The organism is Pseudomonadota bacterium, from assembly GCA_039714795.1.
In the GTDB taxonomy this organism is placed as follows: Bacteria; Pseudomonadota; Alphaproteobacteria; order JAGOMX01; family JAGOMX01; genus JBDLIP01.
Genome location: JBDLIP010000007.1, coordinates 1 through 18126 on the forward strand (window position 1 = coordinate 1; position 18126 = coordinate 18126).

Consider the following 18126-nt stretch of genomic DNA (forward strand, 5'->3'; position numbering starts at 1 on the left):
GGGACGTTGGCCTCAATTCTGGGAAAGAATCAACACACAAGGATTAGCGGGGATCTTTATGAAATAACCTTACATTTACATTATTGACCGGTCATACCCCTTCAAGTGACAAATGTGTTGGAGTGTCAGCGCTATCAATGAAAAATATAGCTTCTTTAGTGTCTTGATCAAGGCAGGACAATTTAGAATCCTTATGGTTCCAAAGCCAGCACAATAATTTTTCTGCATCAGCGTATACAATGTGATTTGGTAGAATAGGCTGTTTTTGCTTTTCGCCTAAGGGCTCGAATACCTCATTGTGCTCTGCGTATCGAATTGTTATGTCACCTGATATTTTCTTGAGATCGTACCCACCCATAGGTAGTAGCGATAGTACCGAACACACATTATACAAATCAACGATATTTGAAATTTCCCACATCTTATTTCCGGTTAATATCCTGCGTACCAAGGCATCAATCGAAGACTTGTATTGTTTGGGCTTTACATTAAATTCTTTGGTATATATTTCCCTCCATGATTTTATGCTTGGGTGTTCCGCGTAATTGCATTTTTCTAAACCCAAGCTGTGTAAAAAATCTGGCAGAGATGATTTTAAGTCATCAATATATTGACAACTGGAACTAATTTTTATTGAAGCAGTTACAATGGCTATTCTAGCATTTGGAAACTTCTGCAATACTTGTTTTGATAAAGCTACTTTCATAATTATGTCCTTATAATAAATTGTGATTTATGGACACAATAACAAAATTTATGTTATAAGATAAATTAATTATTTTCATAATACATTAGCTAAACTTATAGAGGGCAAATATGATAGATTACCGTGGTATCAAAGCGCTGGCAAAAATAGTTGAAATGGGTAGCTTTGAACGTGCTGCTGAACATTTACGTGTCTCTCAATCAGCCATATCACAAAGATTAAAAAACTTACAAAATTACTATGGCGATCCGCTGTTAATTCGTGATCCGATATATAGCCTTACAAGCTTAGGTGAAATTTTAATTGGCCATTATAGAAAAGTACAATCATTGGAACGTGATTTAGGGCATACAATCAATAACACAGTCGAATTATCAGAAATTTCTATATCGATCAGCAGGGACAGTTTGGAAACCTGGTTCAGCAATATAATTTACAGCAGTTCTATTTTTAATGAATACAAAATTGAAATCATATCAGAGGATCAAGATTTCACTATCGAGTATTTGAGAAAAGGAATAGCATCTATTTGTTTTACAACGCTAAAAGATCCAATTGCCAATTGTAAATCCGAATTTCTGGGGTACATGCGTTATGTGTTAGTGGCCTCTGAAGGGTTTAAAGAAAAATATTTTGCAAGCGACATTTGTGAAAAAAGCCTATTAACTGCACCTGCATTAGCATATGACAAACAAGACGATTTACACATTCGCTATTTAGGCAAATTTTTTCATATAGAAAATGCCAAACCTTTGCTGCACACAATTCCTTCAGTCCGCGGATTCAAGGAAATGGTTTGTAGAGGGTTTGCCTATGCTTTAATTCCAGAATTGGATGTACAAAGAGAGTTAAGGGCAGGAAAATTGGTCAATTTATTCCCAGACAAGGTTTGGCATATGCCTGTCTTCATGCATTCCTGGCAGTTTGGTCAAAAGAAGTACAACAACATTGTCAAACTTATTTCAGAAAAAGCTAAGCTGATCCTTGCTGATACCAGGGCCGCCCTTTTTTCCCCACTACTTGATGGGGGCTCAAACAAGATCTTTTAACTGGTACTACCTCACCCATAAATTGGCGGGAAAAAACAGAGGTCGAGATGACATAAATTGAAAAGCGCAATCTGTGCCCGGGGCGAGTATATACCGAGGTGAAATCAAAACCTTTAGTTTAATGATAGCTCGAAGTGCTCATTTACGCTTGTAAACTGCACGCTTCTCGTTATCATTAAACTAAAGGTTTTGATTTCACGAGAGTATAATGGCTAGTTCCGGTAAAAAATTTCCAATTCTTGATGCTTGGCAGGATCCAAGGCAAAAGCCTTATTTGGAAATTGAAAATATTTCAAAGGCCTACGAGGGTGTTCCTGCATTGCAACATGTGTCGTTGTCTATCTACCAGGGTGAGTTTTTTTCATTGTTGGGGCCATCTGGTTGTGGCAAGACCACTCTATTGCGCTTGCTGGCGGGGTTTGAAGTGCCTGATTCAGGTCACATTGCCATTGACAGGATGCGTATGCGGGAATTGCCGCCCTATGAACGGCCAGTCAATATGATGTTTCAATCGTATGCACTTTTTCCGCATATGACAGTTGAGCAAAATATTGCTTTTGGACTTAAGCAAGAAGCACTACCTCGGGATGAGATCCATGAACGCGTAGAAAAATCCCTGCGATTAGTGCGGATGTCTAAATATGCCCGGCGCAAACCGCATCAACTTTCTGGAGGACAAAAACAACGTGTGGCTTTAGCGCGCAGTCTCATTAAGCGTCCTAAACTATTGTTGCTGGATGAGCCACTGGCAGCACTTGATAAAGCACTTCGAGAAGACACACAATTTGAATTGGTGAACATTCAAGAGGAAGTTGGTATTACATTTGTTATGGTGACCCATGATCAGGAAGAGGCGATGACGATGTCAACGCGAATTGCCGTAATGGATGAGGGGCGCATTCGTCAGGTGGGAACACCCCAAGAGATATATGAATATCCTAACTCGCAGTATGTAGCAGATTTTATCGGAACCATGAATCTTTTTGAAGGATTGGTCGTGGGAGAAGAACACGGCAATGTTTTGATTCAGTCTGAAGATCTAGGGTGTAACCTTGCGATTCAAAATGCTTCCGCAGTTCCTCAAGGAGCTCAAGTTTTCATAGCGATTCGCCCTGAAAAGATCCATATGACAAAACGAACTCCCCATACTCGAGATGTGAATTGTGTGCAAGGAATCGTCGAAGAAATTGCCTATTTTGGTGATGTATCGACTTTTCATGTTGTTTTACCCACAGGTAAAAAGTTGTTGACGACGACACCAAATTTGGTACGTCTTGCTGAACGCCCCATTAATTGGGAAGATGAGGTGTACCTGACGTGGCGTCCTGAAAACGGCGTCATTTTATTGGCGTGAGGAAAAATAACCGTGGTTTTGCACTTAACGAAATTTTTCAGACGCTTGCTACGCCTTCCATTATTTTACGGGGTCCATGGTCGTTGGCTACTGCTGTGTCTTCCTATGGGGTGGATTGCCCTTTTTTTTGTGGTTCCCCTGTTGATTGTTTTGAAAATCAGTTTTGCTGAAAGTATCTTTGCTGCTCCTCCTTACACTCAACTTTTACAATGGGTGGGAGATGCAGCGGTGACAATCCACCTGAATTTGCATAACTATGCTTTGTTGATTCAAGATAACTTATATATTTTTGCCTACTTTAACTCATTAGGAACTGCCACTGTGGCCACCTTTTTATGCCTATTTTTGGGCTATCCCATGGCCTATGGTATTGCCCGTGCACCTGGTAAATGGCAAATATTACTTTTATTGCTCGTGATTTTACCTTTTTGGACTTCATTTTTGATTCGAGTTTATGCCTGGATTGGTCTCTTAAGTCCTTTAGGTGTGTTCAATAATTTTCTTATTGCGGTTGGTTTCATTCAGGATCCACTGCCCTTGTTAAACAATTATTTTTCGGTTTGCATTGGTATGGTGTATTCCTATATTCCATTTATGATTCTGCCTCTTTATGCATCGCTGGAAAAAATGAATCTTCAATTATTGGAAGCAGCATCAGATTTGGGATGCAGGCCATTTTGGGCATTTTTGCGGATCACTCTTCCTTTATCGTTGAAAGGAATTGTTGCTGGCACAATGTTGGTCTTTATTCCTGCTGTAGGAGAATTCGTCATTCCAGAGCTGTTAGGGGGGCCAGAGAATCTGATGATCGGTCGTTTGTTATGGATGGAGTTCTTTAATAATCAAGACTGGCCAGTGGCCTCTGCCATTACCATAGCGTTGTTGGGTCTCTTGGTTGTACCCCTGGTTGCCTTGCAGCGCTTGCAAATGAAGGTTCACTAAGGATGCGACGCAAATACTCCATTTTTGTTTTATCGGTTTTAGTTTTTGGCTACGCCTTTTTGTATTTACCGATTGTGAGTTTGGTTGTTTTTTCTTTTAATGAATCACGCTTAGTTACCGTTTGGTCGCGGTTTTCTACAAAGTGGTACGGCGCGCTGCTTAGTAATGAAACAATTTTGCATGCTGCATGGGTCAGTCTGCGTGTAGCTTTAATGACCGCAACAGGTGCTGTTATTCTAGGAACCTTGGCTGCTGTGGCCATTGTTCGATTACGTCGTTTTAAGTCGCGGTCTGTATTTAACGGATTGATTACTGCCCCCATGGTGATGCCCGATGTGATTATTGGGGTTTCGTTGTTATTATTATTTGTGGGGCTTGAACAACTTTTGGGATGGCCGCAAGGTCGGGGTATGGCGACCATAACCATTGCCCATATGACTGTTGCGGTTGCTTATGTTGTGGTCATTGTGCGTGAGCGCTTGCTGGCGTTTGATTTGTCCCTGGAAGAAGCGGCACTAGATTTAGGCGCACGTCCTGCGGAAGTTTTCTTGCGCATAACTCTTCCTTTAATTGCGCCTTCACTTATGGCAGGATGGCTGTTATCTTTTACCCTGTCGTTTGATGATGTGGTGATTGCAAGCTTTATGTCGGGACCAGGGTCGACCACTCTGCCGATGGTGGTTTTTTCAAGCGTTCGTCTGGGGGTAAGCCCTGAGATTAATGCATTGGCAACCATTATTATTGGGTTTGTGACTTTAGGAGTTATAGGAGCAGGAATATTTCAATGGCGCAGTCGGCGCTATTTAAAGAAAGGTAACTAAATGATGAGTGAAACAGCAATGAAAAAACCATATTTTGTGGTCTTGGGAAACGAAAAGGGTGGTACTGGTAAATCTACTGTGGCTATGCATTTGATTGTTAATTTACTGCGGCTGGGCTTTAAAGTTGGTTGTATTGATGTGGATGCTCGCCAGGGCACTCTAACTCGATATTTTGATAATCGCCGGCACTACTGTGAATCTCAAGGCGTTAATCTTGCGCTACCCGACTATCAAACCGTGCACAAGAGTAGTGCAGATCGCCGCGCGGAGGCAGAAAAAGAGGAAACAGCATCCTTTAATGAGGTGCAAGCACAGCTTCAGGGGCATGATTTTATTGTTGTTGATACTCCTGGAAATGATACTTGTCTCTCTAGGCTAGCGCACGCTCATGCTGATACCTTGATTACCCCCATGAATGATAGCTTTGTGGATCTGGATGTTTTGGTGACCATTAAGGATCTGCAAAACAAGGAAATAAAACCAAGCATCTATGCAGAAACTGTCTGGCAGCAAAAAAAAGAGCGCCTGATGCGTGATAAGGTTTCCATGGATTGGATTGTTTTGCGAAATCGTCTCAGTAATATCCATGCCCGCAACAAAGAGGAAATGTGGGAAACCTTGAAATTGCTTTCTAATCGTTTGGGTTTTCGTTTGGCGGCGGGTTTTGGTGAGCGTGTCATTTTCAGAGAGTTATTTTTGAAAGGGCTGACCTTGCTGGACTTAAAGGATTTGGATCTGCCACTTAGAATGTCGCATATCACTGCACGCCAAGAATTGCGAAGCCTGATGCAGATTATTGATTTACCGCATTTGCGCGAATCCTTGGACGAGGCCGCCTAAATGCCTTATGCGGGGATCATTGTTTTTGCCCTGCTGATTTTCTTCCTTGGCGTTCGTTGGTTCGTGCAAGCTGATCCGCAGCAAATTGCCCGTGTGATCAAACGGTTGTTTTTGTTACTGATCTTATGTGGTGTGCTGGCCCTGGTGCTGACAGGTAAAATTTTACCGGTCATTTCAATGTTTATTGCCCTACTGCCACTTATTGTTCCCATAATTGTCAAATTAAGGCGCAATACCCATGCGAGTAGTGGTGAGACACACAAAAGCTCTGGTCGCCGCTTTGATAAAATGACCCGCGCTGAAGCTTACGAGATTTTAGGGCTTAACTCTAGTGCAAGTCGCAGTGAGATCATTGCAGCTCACCGCCGATTAATGCTACAGATGCACCCGGATAAGGGAGGATCGACGTATTTGGCGACCAAGCTGAATCAGGCAAGGGATATACTGTTGCAGTGATCAGAAGTCAGAGGTCAGCGCAGCACTGCTTTGCTGACTTCTGGACTGCCGACCACCATAATTCCCAATGCAATCAACACAATTCCAGCGGCTTTTTGCCAGGTAATCGATTCGCCTAACAAAAAATAAGATGCTAGGATGACAGCGACAAATTGGCCGGATACAAAGCATTGGGCTACGTAGAGGGGAACCTTCTTTAAGAGCAGACTGTAGGCGATAAAGGAAATTGCAAAGCAGGCTAGGCCTCCAAGTACAGAGATATTAAGCTGATTGAAAAGGTCCATACTTAGCTGCGGGGTTTTGGCGACACCAATTTTAATAAGTATGTTAGCTGTGACGTTTAGGATTAATATGCAGCTAACGAGGCCGAAAGTGGTCATAGAGAAAGTCATTTTTCGGGTTCCTTTGACAAGAGCGTAAAAATCGACACGCCAAATGGTGGCCTCAATAAGGGGGCACTCCATGTGTCTAGCTTAAAAATTCTTTTAAGGATTGCATTGATCCAAGGTGCATTGATTTCGTTTTCGCTTTTGAGGTTGTTAGGTTGACCTATCTTAATTATTTGACGCATCAGCCATATGGGAATAAACAGCAAATAATTAAAATGGTAAAGGGTTCTTGGGTGTAAATTGGCTGCCTTGAACTTTGCTATTAACTGTGCTTTACGATAGCGTCGTTTGTGATGTGAGACAATATCTTGCAGACCCCAGAGCGATGGAAAAGCGGGAACGGTTAAGAGTATAGTGCCATTCGATTTGAGAACGCGTTGCAGCTCTTGTAGTGCCAAGAGATCATCATCGACGTGCTCAATAATATCGGTTGCAAGAATGAGATCAAAATGGCTTTTTGGGTAGGGAAGTTTACAAATATTACCGATATCGACTTTTCCTAGGCCTTTATCTTTTGCAATTTGTGCGGCAAGTGGGCTGATGTCTATGCCTTTAAAATGAGTAAAGCCCATGGCTTTTAGCATGCGCAGGTTGGTGCCGGAACTGGTGCCAACGTCGAGAATAGAGGCGTTTTGTTTAAGGTTAAGTTTTTGAATGTATCGTGTGAACATATCGCGGCGGGTGACAAACCACCAGTGATAAGATTCCAGCTGCGATTCAATTTCATAGGTTCTAGCGTCCATTTGATGGATCCTTTCCCTCTCCTGCATAATTTAATGCCAACAGATTCCACAAAAACAACCGGTGATCTTGGCTTCCTTGTTGATGTGTCTGAAGACGATTCTCAATAAATTGCTGATTGCAGAAATTACTATTGTAGCACAAAGATGCCTTAGGGATTTGTCGCAGCCAGTCTCGAACTGGGATGCCAAAGCCCTGCTTTTTGCGAAACAGAATGTTATGTGGTAGTTCTTTCATTAGTGCCAGCTTGAGCAGGTATTTTTTCTTTTGCCAGCGGTATTTATACTTAAAGGGAAGCCTGCGAGCAAATTCAGCCAGATCATTGTCTAAAAATGGTGCTCGGCTCTCAAGCGATACCATCATGCTGGCTCGGTCAGTTTTAGTTAGGATGTTGTCTGGGAGGTAGAGTTTGCTGTAAAACTCAAGGGTTTTATCGCCAATATGAGTTGCCTTTGATTGGTTCCAGATAGTAACGGCTTCGCTATATAGATCTTCAGGAGCTACGGGTTGTTGCAGTAAGTCTTGTAGGTCACTTGGTTCAAGTGAGCCAAGCCATACTGGATTCCATAGTTGTCTAGCATAAGATAAGCCAGTAAGAGCACGACGCAGTTTGTAATCTAGACTCATGTAGCGGCCTGAGATGGGTAGTAAGTCCACCAGGCGTTTGACTCCTTTGTGCAGGGTAGGAGATATGATTGTTTGGTATAATCGGGCTATAGAAAGCGCTGAAAAGGGTTCGTATCCAGCAAATAGCTCATCACCACCATCGCCGCTTAGGGCAACTTTTACATGTTTTCGGGTAAATCGGCACAACAAATAAGTGGGAATTAGGGAAGGGTCACCCAAAGGTTCGCTCAATTTTGAAAGTACTTCAGGCAATAAATTCTGTGCCTTGGTGAGATCGAGAGTCTCTTGGTGATGATGTGAACCAATATGGTTTGCAACTTCTTGTGCGTACGTTGACTCATCAAAGCTCTTTTCATTAAAGCCGATGGTAAAGCTTTGTATCCTAGAGGCAGGGGTATGACGCGCTGCCATAGCCAACATTGCACTGGAATCAATACCGCCACTGAGGAAAACACCAAGGGGAACATCACTCATCAATCGTCTTTTGACTGATTGACTTAGCAGGTGGCTTAGCTCTCCGGCAAGATCATCTTCGGATCGATTGGCAAAATCTGAATTGGGTTCAATAGCAAAGGACCAGTAACAGTCAGTTTTGAAAGATTGCTGAGAAATATCGTAAGTTGCACGATATCCCGCTGGTAGTTTAAAACTATCTTGATAAAAGGCGTGTGGGCTTGGGATAAAGCCATAAGCAAAATACTTTTGTACAGCTGTAACGTTGATATTTTTGGCAAAACGCGTGTGGGCTGTAATTGCACCCAGTTCAGAGCCAAAAAAGAAGGTGTCTTTTTGCATGGCGTAGTAGAGCGGCTTTTCACCGAAGCGATCGCGGGCTAGAAACAGTTGTTTATGCCCACGATCATAGATGGCAAAAGCAAACATGCCATTGAGCTTAAGAGGTAGCTCTTGGCCCCACTGCGAGTACCCGTGCACCAAGACTTCAGTATCGCAGTGATCAGTTTGGAATTTGTACCCTAGGCTTTGCAGTTCATTTTTGAGTTCCTGATGATTGTAGATTTCGCCATTAAACACGACGCCGATAGATTGTTCTTGGTTCCACATCGGTTGATGTCCATGAGCTATATCAATAATGGAAAGCCGGCGATGGCCAAGGTAAACGGGGCTGGCATCATCGATAAAATGCCCCGCGTCATCTGGACCACGGTGTGCAATTGCTTGGGTCATGCGCTTGAGATCGTCTTGCGTTCCAGAACCTACAAAACCAGCAATCCCACACATGATTCTTCCTAATTTTTCCTAGTTGTTTGCAGCTTGTGTTGACGTTACTTGGTCGTTGACAGCTTCTTGATTCTGTCCATCAATTAGGTAAATATCTTTATTTTGTGACTCAAAATAGGTGCGTACCACCAACTCAGCTAACAGGCCCATCAAAATGCTGGTGATGCCGGTCAAAAAGCAAAGTGCAGTCAGCAGTGGTAGAGGAGTTAAGATAAAGGAAGTTCCAACAAAAATTTTGAGATAAAAAGCGTAGAGGGCAAAAATTGTGCCCAAGAGCATGCTCAAAAAACCAAGGCCACCAAACAGGTGAATTGGCTTGGTTAGGTATCGATCGAGGAATTTAACCAGAATAAGGTCGAGTACAACTTTGAAGGTGCGATTAAGGCCATATTTGGACTTACCCCGGGTGCGGGCATGATGACGCACGGGGATCTCGGTGATTTTTCCGCCCATCCAACTAGCGTAGATTGGTACGAATCGGTGCATTTCACCATAAAGCTTAACGCCCTTAATCACATCTTTTTTGTAGGCCTTGAGACTGCATCCATAGTCACGTAGCTTAACGCCCGAAATATAAGAAATAATTTTGTTAGCGATAATGCTGGGAAGCTTGCGGGTTATGGTTCGATCTTGGCGGTTTTTGCGCCAACCAGAAACTACATCGTAGCCTTCGGCAATCTTTGCCAGCAGCAGCGGAATATCTTTTGGATCATTCTGACCATCACCATCCATGGGGATAATAATCTCGCCGCGGGCATGGTCGATGCCGGCCATCATCGCTGCCGTTTGCCCAGCATTGCGACGTAGATTGATAAGTTTCAGGTGTGAGGAGGGTAGGCCTTGCATTTTGGCAAATGTTGCATCGGTCGAGCCGTCGTTGACGAAGATAATTTCGAAAGTAGAATCTAACGTGGATAAGGTTTCCATGAGCGATTGGTATACAGGTTCGACATTTTCTTCTTCATTAAAAAAGGGAACAACGATGGAGAGATTAAGGTTGCTGGTTTTTGAATTAGACATTTACGCTGCTTTCAGTTTGGGTTTGGTAAAAATTATTTGAGCAGTAGGGGAGTCTGTTTTATTTTTGTGAAGCTTGCGTTGGGCGAGCAAATCTTGGATGACGCCAAAGAGCACAACAAAGAAAATTCCAGACACCCCTACTGTATAACGTTGTTCCCAATGTACCAACCAATAAGCTCCATGCATTCCTAAAAAGGTAAACCACAATTGCAGCAAAGCGATAAAGCGTGGTGTGATCGGTATGCGGGTTACGTAATCACTGAGCAGTTTTGCCGGTATTAGCAAGCAAAACAGAGCAAATAAAATCACAGAGACTGCGTAGAAGGCTCGATTGGCAATTTTCAATATTGGGTTTACGTGATTAATATCCAGTTGTGCACCACTATGAGGCCGCTCAATCCATTCAGAGGTAAGAATGCCAAGCAGGCCATTTGCAGGATTGAAAACAGTAGCGCTCGCATAAATCATTTCAATGAGGATGTATTTGATGTAGACATGTGGGTGGCGTGCTAGAGACTGGAAAAATTTATGTTTAACAGCATCACTAATCTCATAAGAGCTGAGAGAGTACTCTTCCCTTATTTTGCTGATCAATGGGAAAACTTCTGACCATTCATGTTTTTTGATGAATGAACTGGCAGCCACATCCAAGGGGTGATTGCCATCAAATATATTACGGTCAGTGTAACGTCCTACCTTTACTATAGGTTGCAGGAGCGCAGATTGGTTGCCTGTTGTAAGAAAGCTGTGTCCGGTTCGATAGTAATTCCAGTTGGTGTAGGTTGTGTATGTAGAGCAGATTGGCAACAAAAATAAAGCAACCGTACATATTTTTTTGGCTGCTGGTAGTTTGCAAACCAATAGGGTGGTAGTCAGGATGGTCAGGGGGAATAAGCAGAAATACAGTCCAGATTCACGGATCAGAATACTGGTGGCAAGGAGGGTACCAAGCCCAAGAGCAGTTAGCATTGAAGGAGTTGTTTTCTTAAACGAATGAGTTGCAAGAATGGTTAGGGTGATCGAAAACAAGCTGGCATAGAAACTATCCGTTAGCATGCTAAGATCCCATGTTAAACTAGCACTGAAATAAGCAAAACCTACAAAAATAGAGGCTAATGTTGAGTTGGTGACCAAGTAGCTAAGCCTAAACAGCAAAAATATAGCAACAAGCGATAAACATGATTGCGCTGTGATGATGATGTAGTCGAAGTATGACGAGTTTATGAGTTTAGCAAATGCGATTAGAGCAGGGTAGCCAATGATGCGAAATTCTGTGATGAAATTGGCGTGTGATAACCAAGATGTAGAGGTGAGAATCTTAGTAGCGAAACTAAGGTATAATCCAGAGTCAGGAAGGTACAAGGGACCAAACTGCCAAATTAAAAAAATTTTCGTGAGCGCTAGTGCTGCAAACGCGAATCTTACCATTGAGGTTGTTACTCCTTGTTTAAGAAGGGGATCATAAATCTAAACATAATCAACAAACTTTTAGCCTCAAACAGAGCTAAAGTCAAGATAATCCCAGATAAACCCAGCGCAAAAAGAAGTGCTATACCGAAGACAAATGAAAAACTTAGTTTCCTGGTCACTGACCCACTGCATGCTTTAAAATCTCGTCTTGGAAGCCAAACTGGCTCGGATCCGTCATGCGCATAGGGAACAGTATTCCCTCAAGGTGGTCGTATTCGTGCTGCATGGCGCGGGCGTGAAACCCATGTGCTGTTCGTTCAATTTGCTTTCCTTCAGGAGTAGTGCCGGAATAGTGCACGCTTTGATGACGAGAGACCTTGGCCATTAAGCCCGGAACTGACAAACAGCTTTCCCAGGTTTCAATTGTCTCATCTCCAATAAGCGTCAATTTGGGGTTGATTAGAATAGTGAGAGGTACTCCATCGGGGTCGTGCTCTGGGGTCAAATGATAGCGGGGGTTATTGGTTTTGCGTGGGATCTTAAATAACAGAATCCGTAGGGGAATATGCACCTGTGGGGCAGCCAGGCCAATATTATTGCCCAGATTTTCCATGGTGGCTAACATATCATCCACAACACCTTTGATGTGCAGGCTCGTAGGATCGTCAACTTCTTTAGCACGTTGGGTGAGGATGGGATGTCCCATTCGCGCAACTTTTAGTATTTTGCCCATAAATGTTAACTCCTCAGAGAAATTACTTGTCGTATAATAAAGGTGAATCTCTTGTTTTATTCAAGTAAAAATTGCAGATTCAATAATTTTTGTTATATTTTTTTTGAAAGTGAGCAAGCAGTTTGCTATAGTCATAATTTGTAAAATGCACGGGATTAGCAACCTTCATCGGAGTTTTGGCCATGTCTTTATCACCTTCATCTGCTCGGGCTGTTCAGCCTCAGTTGCAAAATTCAGCAAAAATTAAAGCTGCCGACCTTGAACAGCTTGCCAAAAAGGGGCAGGTTTTGAAAATTGCTAGAATGGGGCACCCTATTTTGGCGCAGAAAGCCGTTAATGTAGCGCCAAGATCCGAAGAAGCAAAACAAATTATGGCGGATATCGCAGCAACTGTCTTGGATTTTGGAGCTTTGCAAGGGGTTGCAGTACCTCAATTACATATGAGCAAGCGGGTGGTTTACTATCAGGTTCGGGAAGCTAAAGTAGATTCTGCAACTTCTGGTGAATTGCCGGGTCGATTCTTGATCAATGCAAAATATGAAAACGTGGGTGATGAAACTTATGAAGATTGGGAAGCGTGTCTTTCTCTTCCAGATCTGGTTGGCTTGGTTCCACGCCACAAAAAGATACAGCTCAAGGCCATTTGTAGCGATGGGGTGAATTTTGAAGAAGTGGATGAAATTCTCGAAGGCCATCACGCCCGTGTCTTAGCCCATGAGATTGATCATTTGGATGGAATTTTGTACCCGCAACGTATGCAGGATTTTTCCAAGTTTGGATATCAGGATGAGATGTTGCGGTACTTTGTGCAACAGCGTGAGAAGAAAGCGGCAGATAAGGCCAGAGCTACTTTATGAAAAAGTGTTGATATACTGATGTCGAATTTGCATGGAAATTTTCTCAACCCCACTGTATACTCGTGTCAACGAGTAGCGAATTTAAATATTAACTAAACTATGCAGTCTACGGTAGTGTTAGCGCAACAAACACCTCAAACCTTGGAAACCTCCCAAGATACTCCCTTCAGTTTGGCCCTTTCTCCAGCTGGGCATATCTACATCCATAAGGACAGCGAAACTCAGGAATTTATGCCCCCAGAGCTTGCTGGCAAAGTGCAAGATCTGCTTGAATCGGGTTCTGATATTGGGATTTCAGCGCTTGGATTGTTGAGGTTTGCCATTACAAATTATAGCGCATCATTGCCATCCAGTTTGGCCTTTTGGCAGCGCTTTGGGCAGTTATTTGTCCACGAAGCCCGCCAGGGGGCCGCACTCAATGATGGGGTGTTGGTGGATGACGTACAAATTCATGTTCCCGATAACGAATTGCAAGTCTTGCATGAGCAAGCCCCCTTCATGCGTGGGAGTGAATATCTCACCGTTGTTTTGCTCACGGATATTTGGCAAGAACTAACCGGCGCCTTAAAGCAAGAGCTTGCTCCGTTCCAGGGCAAGTTGCAGGATTATCTAGCAGCGCATAATCCCGCCTGGAGCAAGGTGGGACGTGTTTGTTTTCACTTGGCCGAAAATAAATCGAATCCAGCCAAGCCCTTTGCATTCTTAGCGACTTATACCGTGCAGTTGTCGGCTGAATCGTCGTTGCAGCATCTGCCCCTGGGGCGCGCTTTAAAAGATTATGCCGGCGAGCAAAAGCGATCGCAATTGTTGTCACTTTTGTTGCCGGTACAAAAAGCAGCAGAGCAGAGCGATTTCATCAAGAAGTTGGTGAACACCAAGGCCATTTTTCAACCCATTGCTTGGGGTTCTAAACAAGCACACGCTTTTTTAAAGGCCATCCCGCAGATTGAAGCAGCTGGTGTGATGGTGCGAGTTCCCAATTGGTGGCGTCCAAAGACACCGCCCAGGCCCAAGGTCGAGATTGAAATTGGCAATGCATCAAGCAGTATGATCGGTTTGGGGGCTTTGCTTGATTTTAGTATGTCGTATTCGTTGCCCAACGGAGATAGTTTAAGTTATCAGGAAATGCAGGACCTGCTGCGCTCAAGCGAATCGCTGGTGCAAATCCGCGGGCAGTGGGTCGAGGTGGATGCAGAGAAATTGTCAGACGTTCTTTCGCACTGGAAGCAAGTTGAGGGCCAGGTGCGTCATGAGGGACTCTCGTTTGCTCAAGGTCTGCGAATGCTGGCGTCAGCGCCGGGACAGGCAGAAACGGACACACCCACAGAAGACGTTATCGAATGGTCCAGTGTTGTCGAAGGCAAATGGTTGCATGATGCTTTAGACCGTTTACGTAACCCTGAGCATGGTCAGGACCAACAGGTGCAAGAGATTTTGCAAACGCACCTTAATGCCACACTGCGTGAGTATCAATCACTGGGAGTACAGTGGTTATGGTGGTTGTATAACCTGCAATTAGGTGGTTGTCTGGCTGATGATATGGGCCTGGGGAAAACCATCCAAGTGCTTTCCCTTTTGCTGCTAATTAAGCATCAAAAGATCCAGAATAAAAAGCCACATTTGCTGGTGCTACCGGCTTCGCTTATGGGCAACTGGCAAGCAGAGATTAACCGCTTTGCACCTTCATTGAACGTGTGGGTGGCCCACAGCTCGCAAACCCGCCAAGAACAGCTGAAACGTTCAGATGCGCCGGATTTATCTCGTGTGGATTTGGTGATCACTACTTATGGTAATGTGCACAGACTTGCGTGGATGAAGCAGGTGTCCTGGGATTTGGTGGTTCTGGACGAAGCGCAAAGCATCAAGAACCCAACGACCAAGCAAACCCAAGCGGTGAAGGCTTTATCGAGCCAGGTGCGGTTTATTCTGACTGGTACACCTATTGAAAACCGTCTGCTTGATTTATGGTCGTTGTTTGATTTTGTGGCACCTGGTTTGTTGGGGTCTAGCAAAATTTTTTCCAATTACGGTAAGAAAATGAGGAAACAGCACGAAGATGGCAGTGGTGAGGGACGTTTTTACTCAGCCATTCGGCACTTGATCACGCCTTATATTTTGCGGCGGCTCAAAAGTGATAAAAGCATTATCTCAGATCTTCCAGATAAGACTGAGATGGATACGTTTTGTTTTTTGAGCAAACAGCAAGCAGGGCTTTATCAAAAATCTGTGCAAGAGTTAGAAGAAAAACTAAAGGAAAATGAATTTAACGATGATATCAAGCGCCGTGGTCTTGTGCTGGCGTACCTAACGCGATTTAAGCAAATCTGCAATCACCCCAGTCAATGGTTAGGTCATGGTGAGTATGCACCGCAGGCTAGCGGTAAGTTTTTGCGTCTAAAAGAGCTATGCACTAGCATTGCTGCCAAGCAGGAAAAGGTGTTGGTATTTACTCAGTACAAGGAAATTATCCCTGCTATTCATGGGGTACTGGAAGAAGTTTTTGGTCGGTCAGGGTTGACGCTGCATGGGCAAACTCCCGTCAAAGAGCGTCCCAGATTGGTCGATTTATTTCAAAGCGAGCAGGGTCCTCCTTTTTTCGTCTTGTCAATTAAAGCAGGTGGATCAGGACTCAACTTGACCCGGGCTTCACACGTGATTCATTTTGATCGCTGGTGGAACCCTGCTGTTGAAAATCAAGCCACCGACCGAGCCTACCGCATCGGGCAAAAGAAAAATGTGTTAGTGCATAAGTTCATTTGCCAAGGCACCATTGAGGAAAAGATTGATCAGTTGATTAACTCGAAAAAGGAATTGGCAGAGGATATCTTGGCTAAAGGCGGTGGTGCGGCGTTGACGGAGATGAACAATGAAGAGTTGCTTAGTGCTGTATCGCTTGATATACATCGAGCAGTGGGTGACTCCTGAGCAACAGGAAAATCGAAAAATGAAGATTAAGAGGAAGAGGAAGAGGAAGAGGAAGATAAAAAATGGGACGTAGACGACGATATCACAGCTATTTTCCTCCCTACGTATCTGTAGCTGAGAGAAAAGAAGAAGCCGTGCAGATGGCGGCAAAGCTGAAGAAAAAAGGCGAAGATATTAATCCTGTTGTGATCGAAGGACGCAGCATTGCGACAACCTTTTGGGGTAAAGCTTGGTGCAGAAACCTTGAGCAATATAGTGATTTCGAGAATCGTTTGCCGCGGGGGCGATCGTACGTGCGCCATGGGTCAGTGATTGATCTAAAAATCGACACAGGTAAGGTTTCAGGGCTCGTCAATGGTTCTTCGCTTTACAAGGTAAAGATCACGATTAAGGGCGTTGTTGATGATAAATGGAAGCGATTGGTTGATCAGTGTTCCGGGCAAATTGATTCGCTCATTGAGCTGTTGCAAGGTAAGTTCTCAAAAAGTGTAATGGAGCTAATCACACAGCCGGAATTGGGGCTATTTCCAAACCCAAAAGAAATCAAACTCAGTTGCTCGTGTCCAGATTATGCTGACATGTGCAAGCATGTAGCTGCTGTCCTGTATGGGGTAGGGGCCCGGCTTGATTCCCGTCCTGAAGATCTTTTCTTGCTGCGCAAAGTCAACCATATGGATCTGTTTGCCACCGCTGAAGCCTTGGAGGGCGTACAAGATGGAGCACCTGAGGTGAGCGATGATCTTTCTGAATTGTTTGGCATTGATTTGGCAGAATCAGCAGTGCCAAAAGCAAAAGCAAAAGCAAAAGAAAAAGTTGAGAAAAAGAAAATCACACGAAGGGCCAAGAAACCGACTCTGGCTGAAAAAAGGAAGGCTAAAAAGCGAACTGCGTGATCTGAACAGTTACAACAAGGACACCGTCGGTTGCGAGTCGGTTCTTATCGTGTGGTTTATCGAATTGAAAATGACGGGCATCTAGTTTTAATTGTTGCAATAAACCATCGAAAAGACGTTTATCATTAGACTCAAATATTAGATGGTGATGTTGCACTTGTATTTGCTTCAGTCTTTGGCTTATTTGTAGGGTATACCGAAGTGAAATCAAAACCTCTGTTTCCTGATACGCTCGAAGTGCTCATTTACCCAAGTAAACTGCAAGCTGGTAGCTATCATTAAACTAGAGGTTTTGATTTCACGAGAGTATATGCTCCCGACATGATGTGTGCCTAGCAAAGCATATCCTCTTCTTTGCAAAAAAAGCTAGCCACAATCCCATAATTTATGCCAATATGGGGGAAATCTTTAGATTGTGTTGAAAAGGAGTTGAAAAAAATGGCAGAGATTACTGCGCTCAAGGTTGAGCTTCGCGACCGTGTTGGAACGGGGGGCGCCCGTGCTACAAGGCGAGCTGGGCAAATTCCAGGTATTGTTTATGGTAACAATGAAGATCCTGTGGCGATTGCAATTGAACTACGTGATGCCAACAAAGAATTGAATCGTCCCGGATTTATGTCGCACCTTTATGAGTTGCAACTGGATGGGAAAAAGGTACGCGCGCTACCGCGTGACGTGCAATATGACGTTGTTAAAGGCCAGCCGCTGCACATTGACTTTTTGCGGGTCAGCCGTAAAAGCCAGATTGTAGTTGGTGTGCCGGTAACTTTTATTAATGAGGATGCGTCGCCAGGGCTTAAGCGCGGTGGCGTGCTGAACGTTTTGATTCACGAGCTTGAGCTTAAATGTCCCGCCGATAGCATCCCTGAAGTACTGGAAATTGACGTTACTGGTCTTGAAATTGGTGATACCATCCACTTGGTAGATGTTACCTTGGCAAAAGGCATCGAGGCAGCACACCCTGATCGTGATAATACAATCGCTACAATGGTTGCGCCATCCAGCGTTAAATCGGAAGCAACAGCTGAGGGTGAAGCAGGTGAAGCAGAAGAAGCCGAATCTGAGACAGAAGGTGGTGGCGAGTCATCTTCTTAAAGGGGCTGTGTCAGCGCTTATTTCCGCAT

17 protein-coding genes and 1 pseudogene are annotated in these 18126 nt (G+C 43.9%); 11 read left to right on the forward strand and 7 right to left on the reverse strand.

Annotated elements, in window-relative coordinates:
• Positions 1-91: 91 nt before the first annotated feature.
• Complete coding sequence (locus ABFQ95_01230) at positions 92-706, reverse strand: phenylalanine--tRNA ligase beta subunit-related protein (GenBank protein ID MEN8236165.1); 615 nt, start codon at positions 704-706, stop codon at positions 92-94.
• A 110-nt stretch (positions 707-816) separates the two neighbouring features.
• Here ABFQ95_01230 and ABFQ95_01235 point away from each other — a divergent pair, with 110 nt between their 5' ends.
• The 6 genes from ABFQ95_01235 to ABFQ95_01260 all read left to right on the forward strand — a co-directional run bounded on the left by ABFQ95_01235 (position 817) and on the right by ABFQ95_01260 (position 6168).
• The gene (locus tag ABFQ95_01235; protein ID MEN8236166.1) at positions 817-1755 is read left to right on the forward strand and encodes an ArgP/LysG family DNA-binding transcriptional regulator; all 939 of its coding nucleotides are present in this window, start codon (positions 817-819) and stop codon (positions 1753-1755) included.
• A gap of 208 nt (positions 1756-1963) precedes the next feature.
• Positions 1964-3109, forward strand: coding sequence for an ABC transporter ATP-binding protein (locus ABFQ95_01240; protein ID MEN8236167.1), 1146 nt, complete (start codon positions 1964-1966; stop codon positions 3107-3109).
• Positions 3110-3214: 105 nt separating this feature from the next.
• The gene (locus ABFQ95_01245; protein ID MEN8236168.1) at positions 3215-4051 is read left to right on the forward strand and encodes an ABC transporter permease subunit; all 837 of its coding nucleotides are present in this window, start codon (positions 3215-3217) and stop codon (positions 4049-4051) included.
• A gap of 2 nt (positions 4052-4053) precedes the next feature.
• On the forward strand, positions 4054-4872 hold the full coding sequence (locus tag ABFQ95_01250; protein MEN8236169.1) for an ABC transporter permease subunit: 819 nt from the start codon (positions 4054-4056) through the stop codon (positions 4870-4872).
• A complete protein-coding gene (locus ABFQ95_01255; GenBank protein MEN8236170.1) occupies positions 4873-5712 on the forward strand; it encodes a division plane positioning ATPase MipZ in 840 nt (279 codons plus the stop codon).
• The gene (locus ABFQ95_01260) at positions 5713-6168 is read left to right on the forward strand and encodes a DnaJ domain-containing protein (GenBank protein ID MEN8236171.1); all 456 of its coding nucleotides are present in this window, start codon (positions 5713-5715) and stop codon (positions 6166-6168) included.
• A gap of 14 nt (positions 6169-6182) precedes the next feature.
• Here ABFQ95_01260 and ABFQ95_01265 read toward each other — a convergent pair whose 3' ends face one another.
• The 6 genes from ABFQ95_01265 to ABFQ95_01290 form a co-directional block, all read right to left on the reverse strand.
• Entirely contained in the window at positions 6183-6560 is a 378-nt protein-coding gene (locus ABFQ95_01265) for an EamA family transporter (protein MEN8236172.1), read from the reverse strand.
• Positions 6557-7300, reverse strand: a complete 744-nt coding sequence (locus ABFQ95_01270; protein MEN8236173.1) for a class I SAM-dependent methyltransferase — start codon at positions 7298-7300, stop codon at positions 6557-6559. The genes ABFQ95_01265 and ABFQ95_01270 overlap by 4 nt, the downstream gene beginning before the upstream one ends.
• On the reverse strand, positions 7290-9164 hold the full coding sequence (asnB, locus tag ABFQ95_01275) for an asparagine synthase (glutamine-hydrolyzing) (protein ID MEN8236174.1): 1875 nt from the start codon (positions 9162-9164) through the stop codon (positions 7290-7292). The genes ABFQ95_01270 and asnB overlap by 11 nt, the downstream gene beginning before the upstream one ends.
• 18 nt (positions 9165-9182) lie before the next feature.
• Positions 9183-10184 carry a glycosyltransferase family 2 protein gene (locus ABFQ95_01280; GenBank protein ID MEN8236175.1) on the reverse strand — a complete coding sequence of 334 codons (1002 nt, stop codon included), beginning with the start codon at positions 10182-10184 and terminating at the stop codon, positions 9183-9185.
• The gene (locus ABFQ95_01285) at positions 10185-11612 is read right to left on the reverse strand and encodes a hypothetical protein (protein MEN8236176.1); all 1428 of its coding nucleotides are present in this window, start codon (positions 11610-11612) and stop codon (positions 10185-10187) included.
• 157 nt (positions 11613-11769) lie between these two features.
• Positions 11770-12327 (reverse strand): peptide deformylase, encoded by a 558-nt coding sequence (locus ABFQ95_01290; GenBank protein ID MEN8236177.1) that lies wholly within the window; start codon positions 12325-12327, stop codon positions 11770-11772.
• 182 nt (positions 12328-12509) lie between these two features.
• Here ABFQ95_01290 and ABFQ95_01295 point away from each other — a divergent pair, with 182 nt between their 5' ends.
• From ABFQ95_01295 to ABFQ95_01315, 5 genes and pseudogenes are all read left to right on the forward strand, one after another.
• The gene (locus tag ABFQ95_01295) at positions 12510-13184 is read left to right on the forward strand and encodes a peptide deformylase (GenBank protein ID MEN8236178.1); all 675 of its coding nucleotides are present in this window, start codon (positions 12510-12512) and stop codon (positions 13182-13184) included.
• Positions 13185-13298: 114 nt separating this feature from the next.
• Complete coding sequence (locus ABFQ95_01300) at positions 13299-16109, forward strand: DEAD/DEAH box helicase (GenBank protein MEN8236179.1); 2811 nt, start codon at positions 13299-13301, stop codon at positions 16107-16109.
• A 62-nt stretch (positions 16110-16171) separates the two neighbouring features.
• Positions 16172-17002 (forward strand): SWIM zinc finger family protein, encoded by an 831-nt coding sequence (locus tag ABFQ95_01305; protein MEN8236180.1) that lies wholly within the window; start codon positions 16172-16174, stop codon positions 17000-17002.
• 24 nt (positions 17003-17026) lie between these two features.
• Positions 17027-17131 (forward strand): annotated as a pseudogene (locus ABFQ95_01310) (type II toxin-antitoxin system RelE/ParE family toxin).
• Between the two features lie 309 nt (positions 17132-17440).
• Entirely contained in the window at positions 17441-18097 is a 657-nt protein-coding gene (locus ABFQ95_01315; GenBank protein ID MEN8236181.1) for a 50S ribosomal protein L25/general stress protein Ctc, read from the forward strand.
• Positions 18098-18126 lie beyond the last annotated feature (29 nt).

What these genes read in the sequence shown, in the direction of transcription:
- ABFQ95_01230 (MEN8236165.1), bottom strand. Translation starts at nt 706, where the DNA reads ATGAAAGTAGCTTTATCAAAACAAGTATTGCAGAAGTTTCCAAATGCT.
- ABFQ95_01235 (MEN8236166.1), top strand. Translation starts at nt 817, where the DNA reads ATGATAGATTACCGTGGTATCAAAGCGCTGGCAAAAATAGTTGAAATG.
- ABFQ95_01240 (MEN8236167.1), top strand. Translation starts at nt 1,964, where the DNA reads ATGGCTAGTTCCGGTAAAAAATTTCCAATTCTTGATGCTTGGCAGGAT.
- ABFQ95_01245 (MEN8236168.1), top strand. Translation starts at nt 3,215, where the DNA reads ATGGGGTGGATTGCCCTTTTTTTTGTGGTTCCCCTGTTGATTGTTTTG.
- ABFQ95_01250 (MEN8236169.1), top strand. Translation starts at nt 4,054, where the DNA reads ATGCGACGCAAATACTCCATTTTTGTTTTATCGGTTTTAGTTTTTGGC.
- ABFQ95_01255 (MEN8236170.1), top strand. Translation starts at nt 4,873, where the DNA reads ATGATGAGTGAAACAGCAATGAAAAAACCATATTTTGTGGTCTTGGGA.
- ABFQ95_01260 (MEN8236171.1), top strand. Translation starts at nt 5,713, where the DNA reads ATGCCTTATGCGGGGATCATTGTTTTTGCCCTGCTGATTTTCTTCCTT.
- ABFQ95_01265 (MEN8236172.1), bottom strand. Translation starts at nt 6,560, where the DNA reads ATGACTTTCTCTATGACCACTTTCGGCCTCGTTAGCTGCATATTAATC.
- ABFQ95_01270 (MEN8236173.1), bottom strand. Translation starts at nt 7,300, where the DNA reads ATGGACGCTAGAACCTATGAAATTGAATCGCAGCTGGAATCTTATCAC.
- asnB (MEN8236174.1), bottom strand. Translation starts at nt 9,164, where the DNA reads ATGTGTGGGATTGCTGGTTTTGTAGGTTCTGGAACGCAAGACGATCTC.
- ABFQ95_01280 (MEN8236175.1), bottom strand. Translation starts at nt 10,184, where the DNA reads ATGTCTAATTCAAAAACCAGCAACCTTAATCTCTCCATCGTTGTTCCC.
- ABFQ95_01285 (MEN8236176.1), bottom strand. Translation starts at nt 11,612, where the DNA reads ATGGTAAGATTCGCGTTTGCAGCACTAGCGCTCACGAAAATTTTTTTA.
- ABFQ95_01290 (MEN8236177.1), bottom strand. Translation starts at nt 12,327, where the DNA reads ATGGGCAAAATACTAAAAGTTGCGCGAATGGGACATCCCATCCTCACC.
- ABFQ95_01295 (MEN8236178.1), top strand. Translation starts at nt 12,510, where the DNA reads ATGTCTTTATCACCTTCATCTGCTCGGGCTGTTCAGCCTCAGTTGCAA.
- ABFQ95_01305 (MEN8236180.1), top strand. Translation starts at nt 16,172, where the DNA reads ATGGGACGTAGACGACGATATCACAGCTATTTTCCTCCCTACGTATCT.
- ABFQ95_01315 (MEN8236181.1), top strand. Translation starts at nt 17,441, where the DNA reads ATGGCAGAGATTACTGCGCTCAAGGTTGAGCTTCGCGACCGTGTTGGA.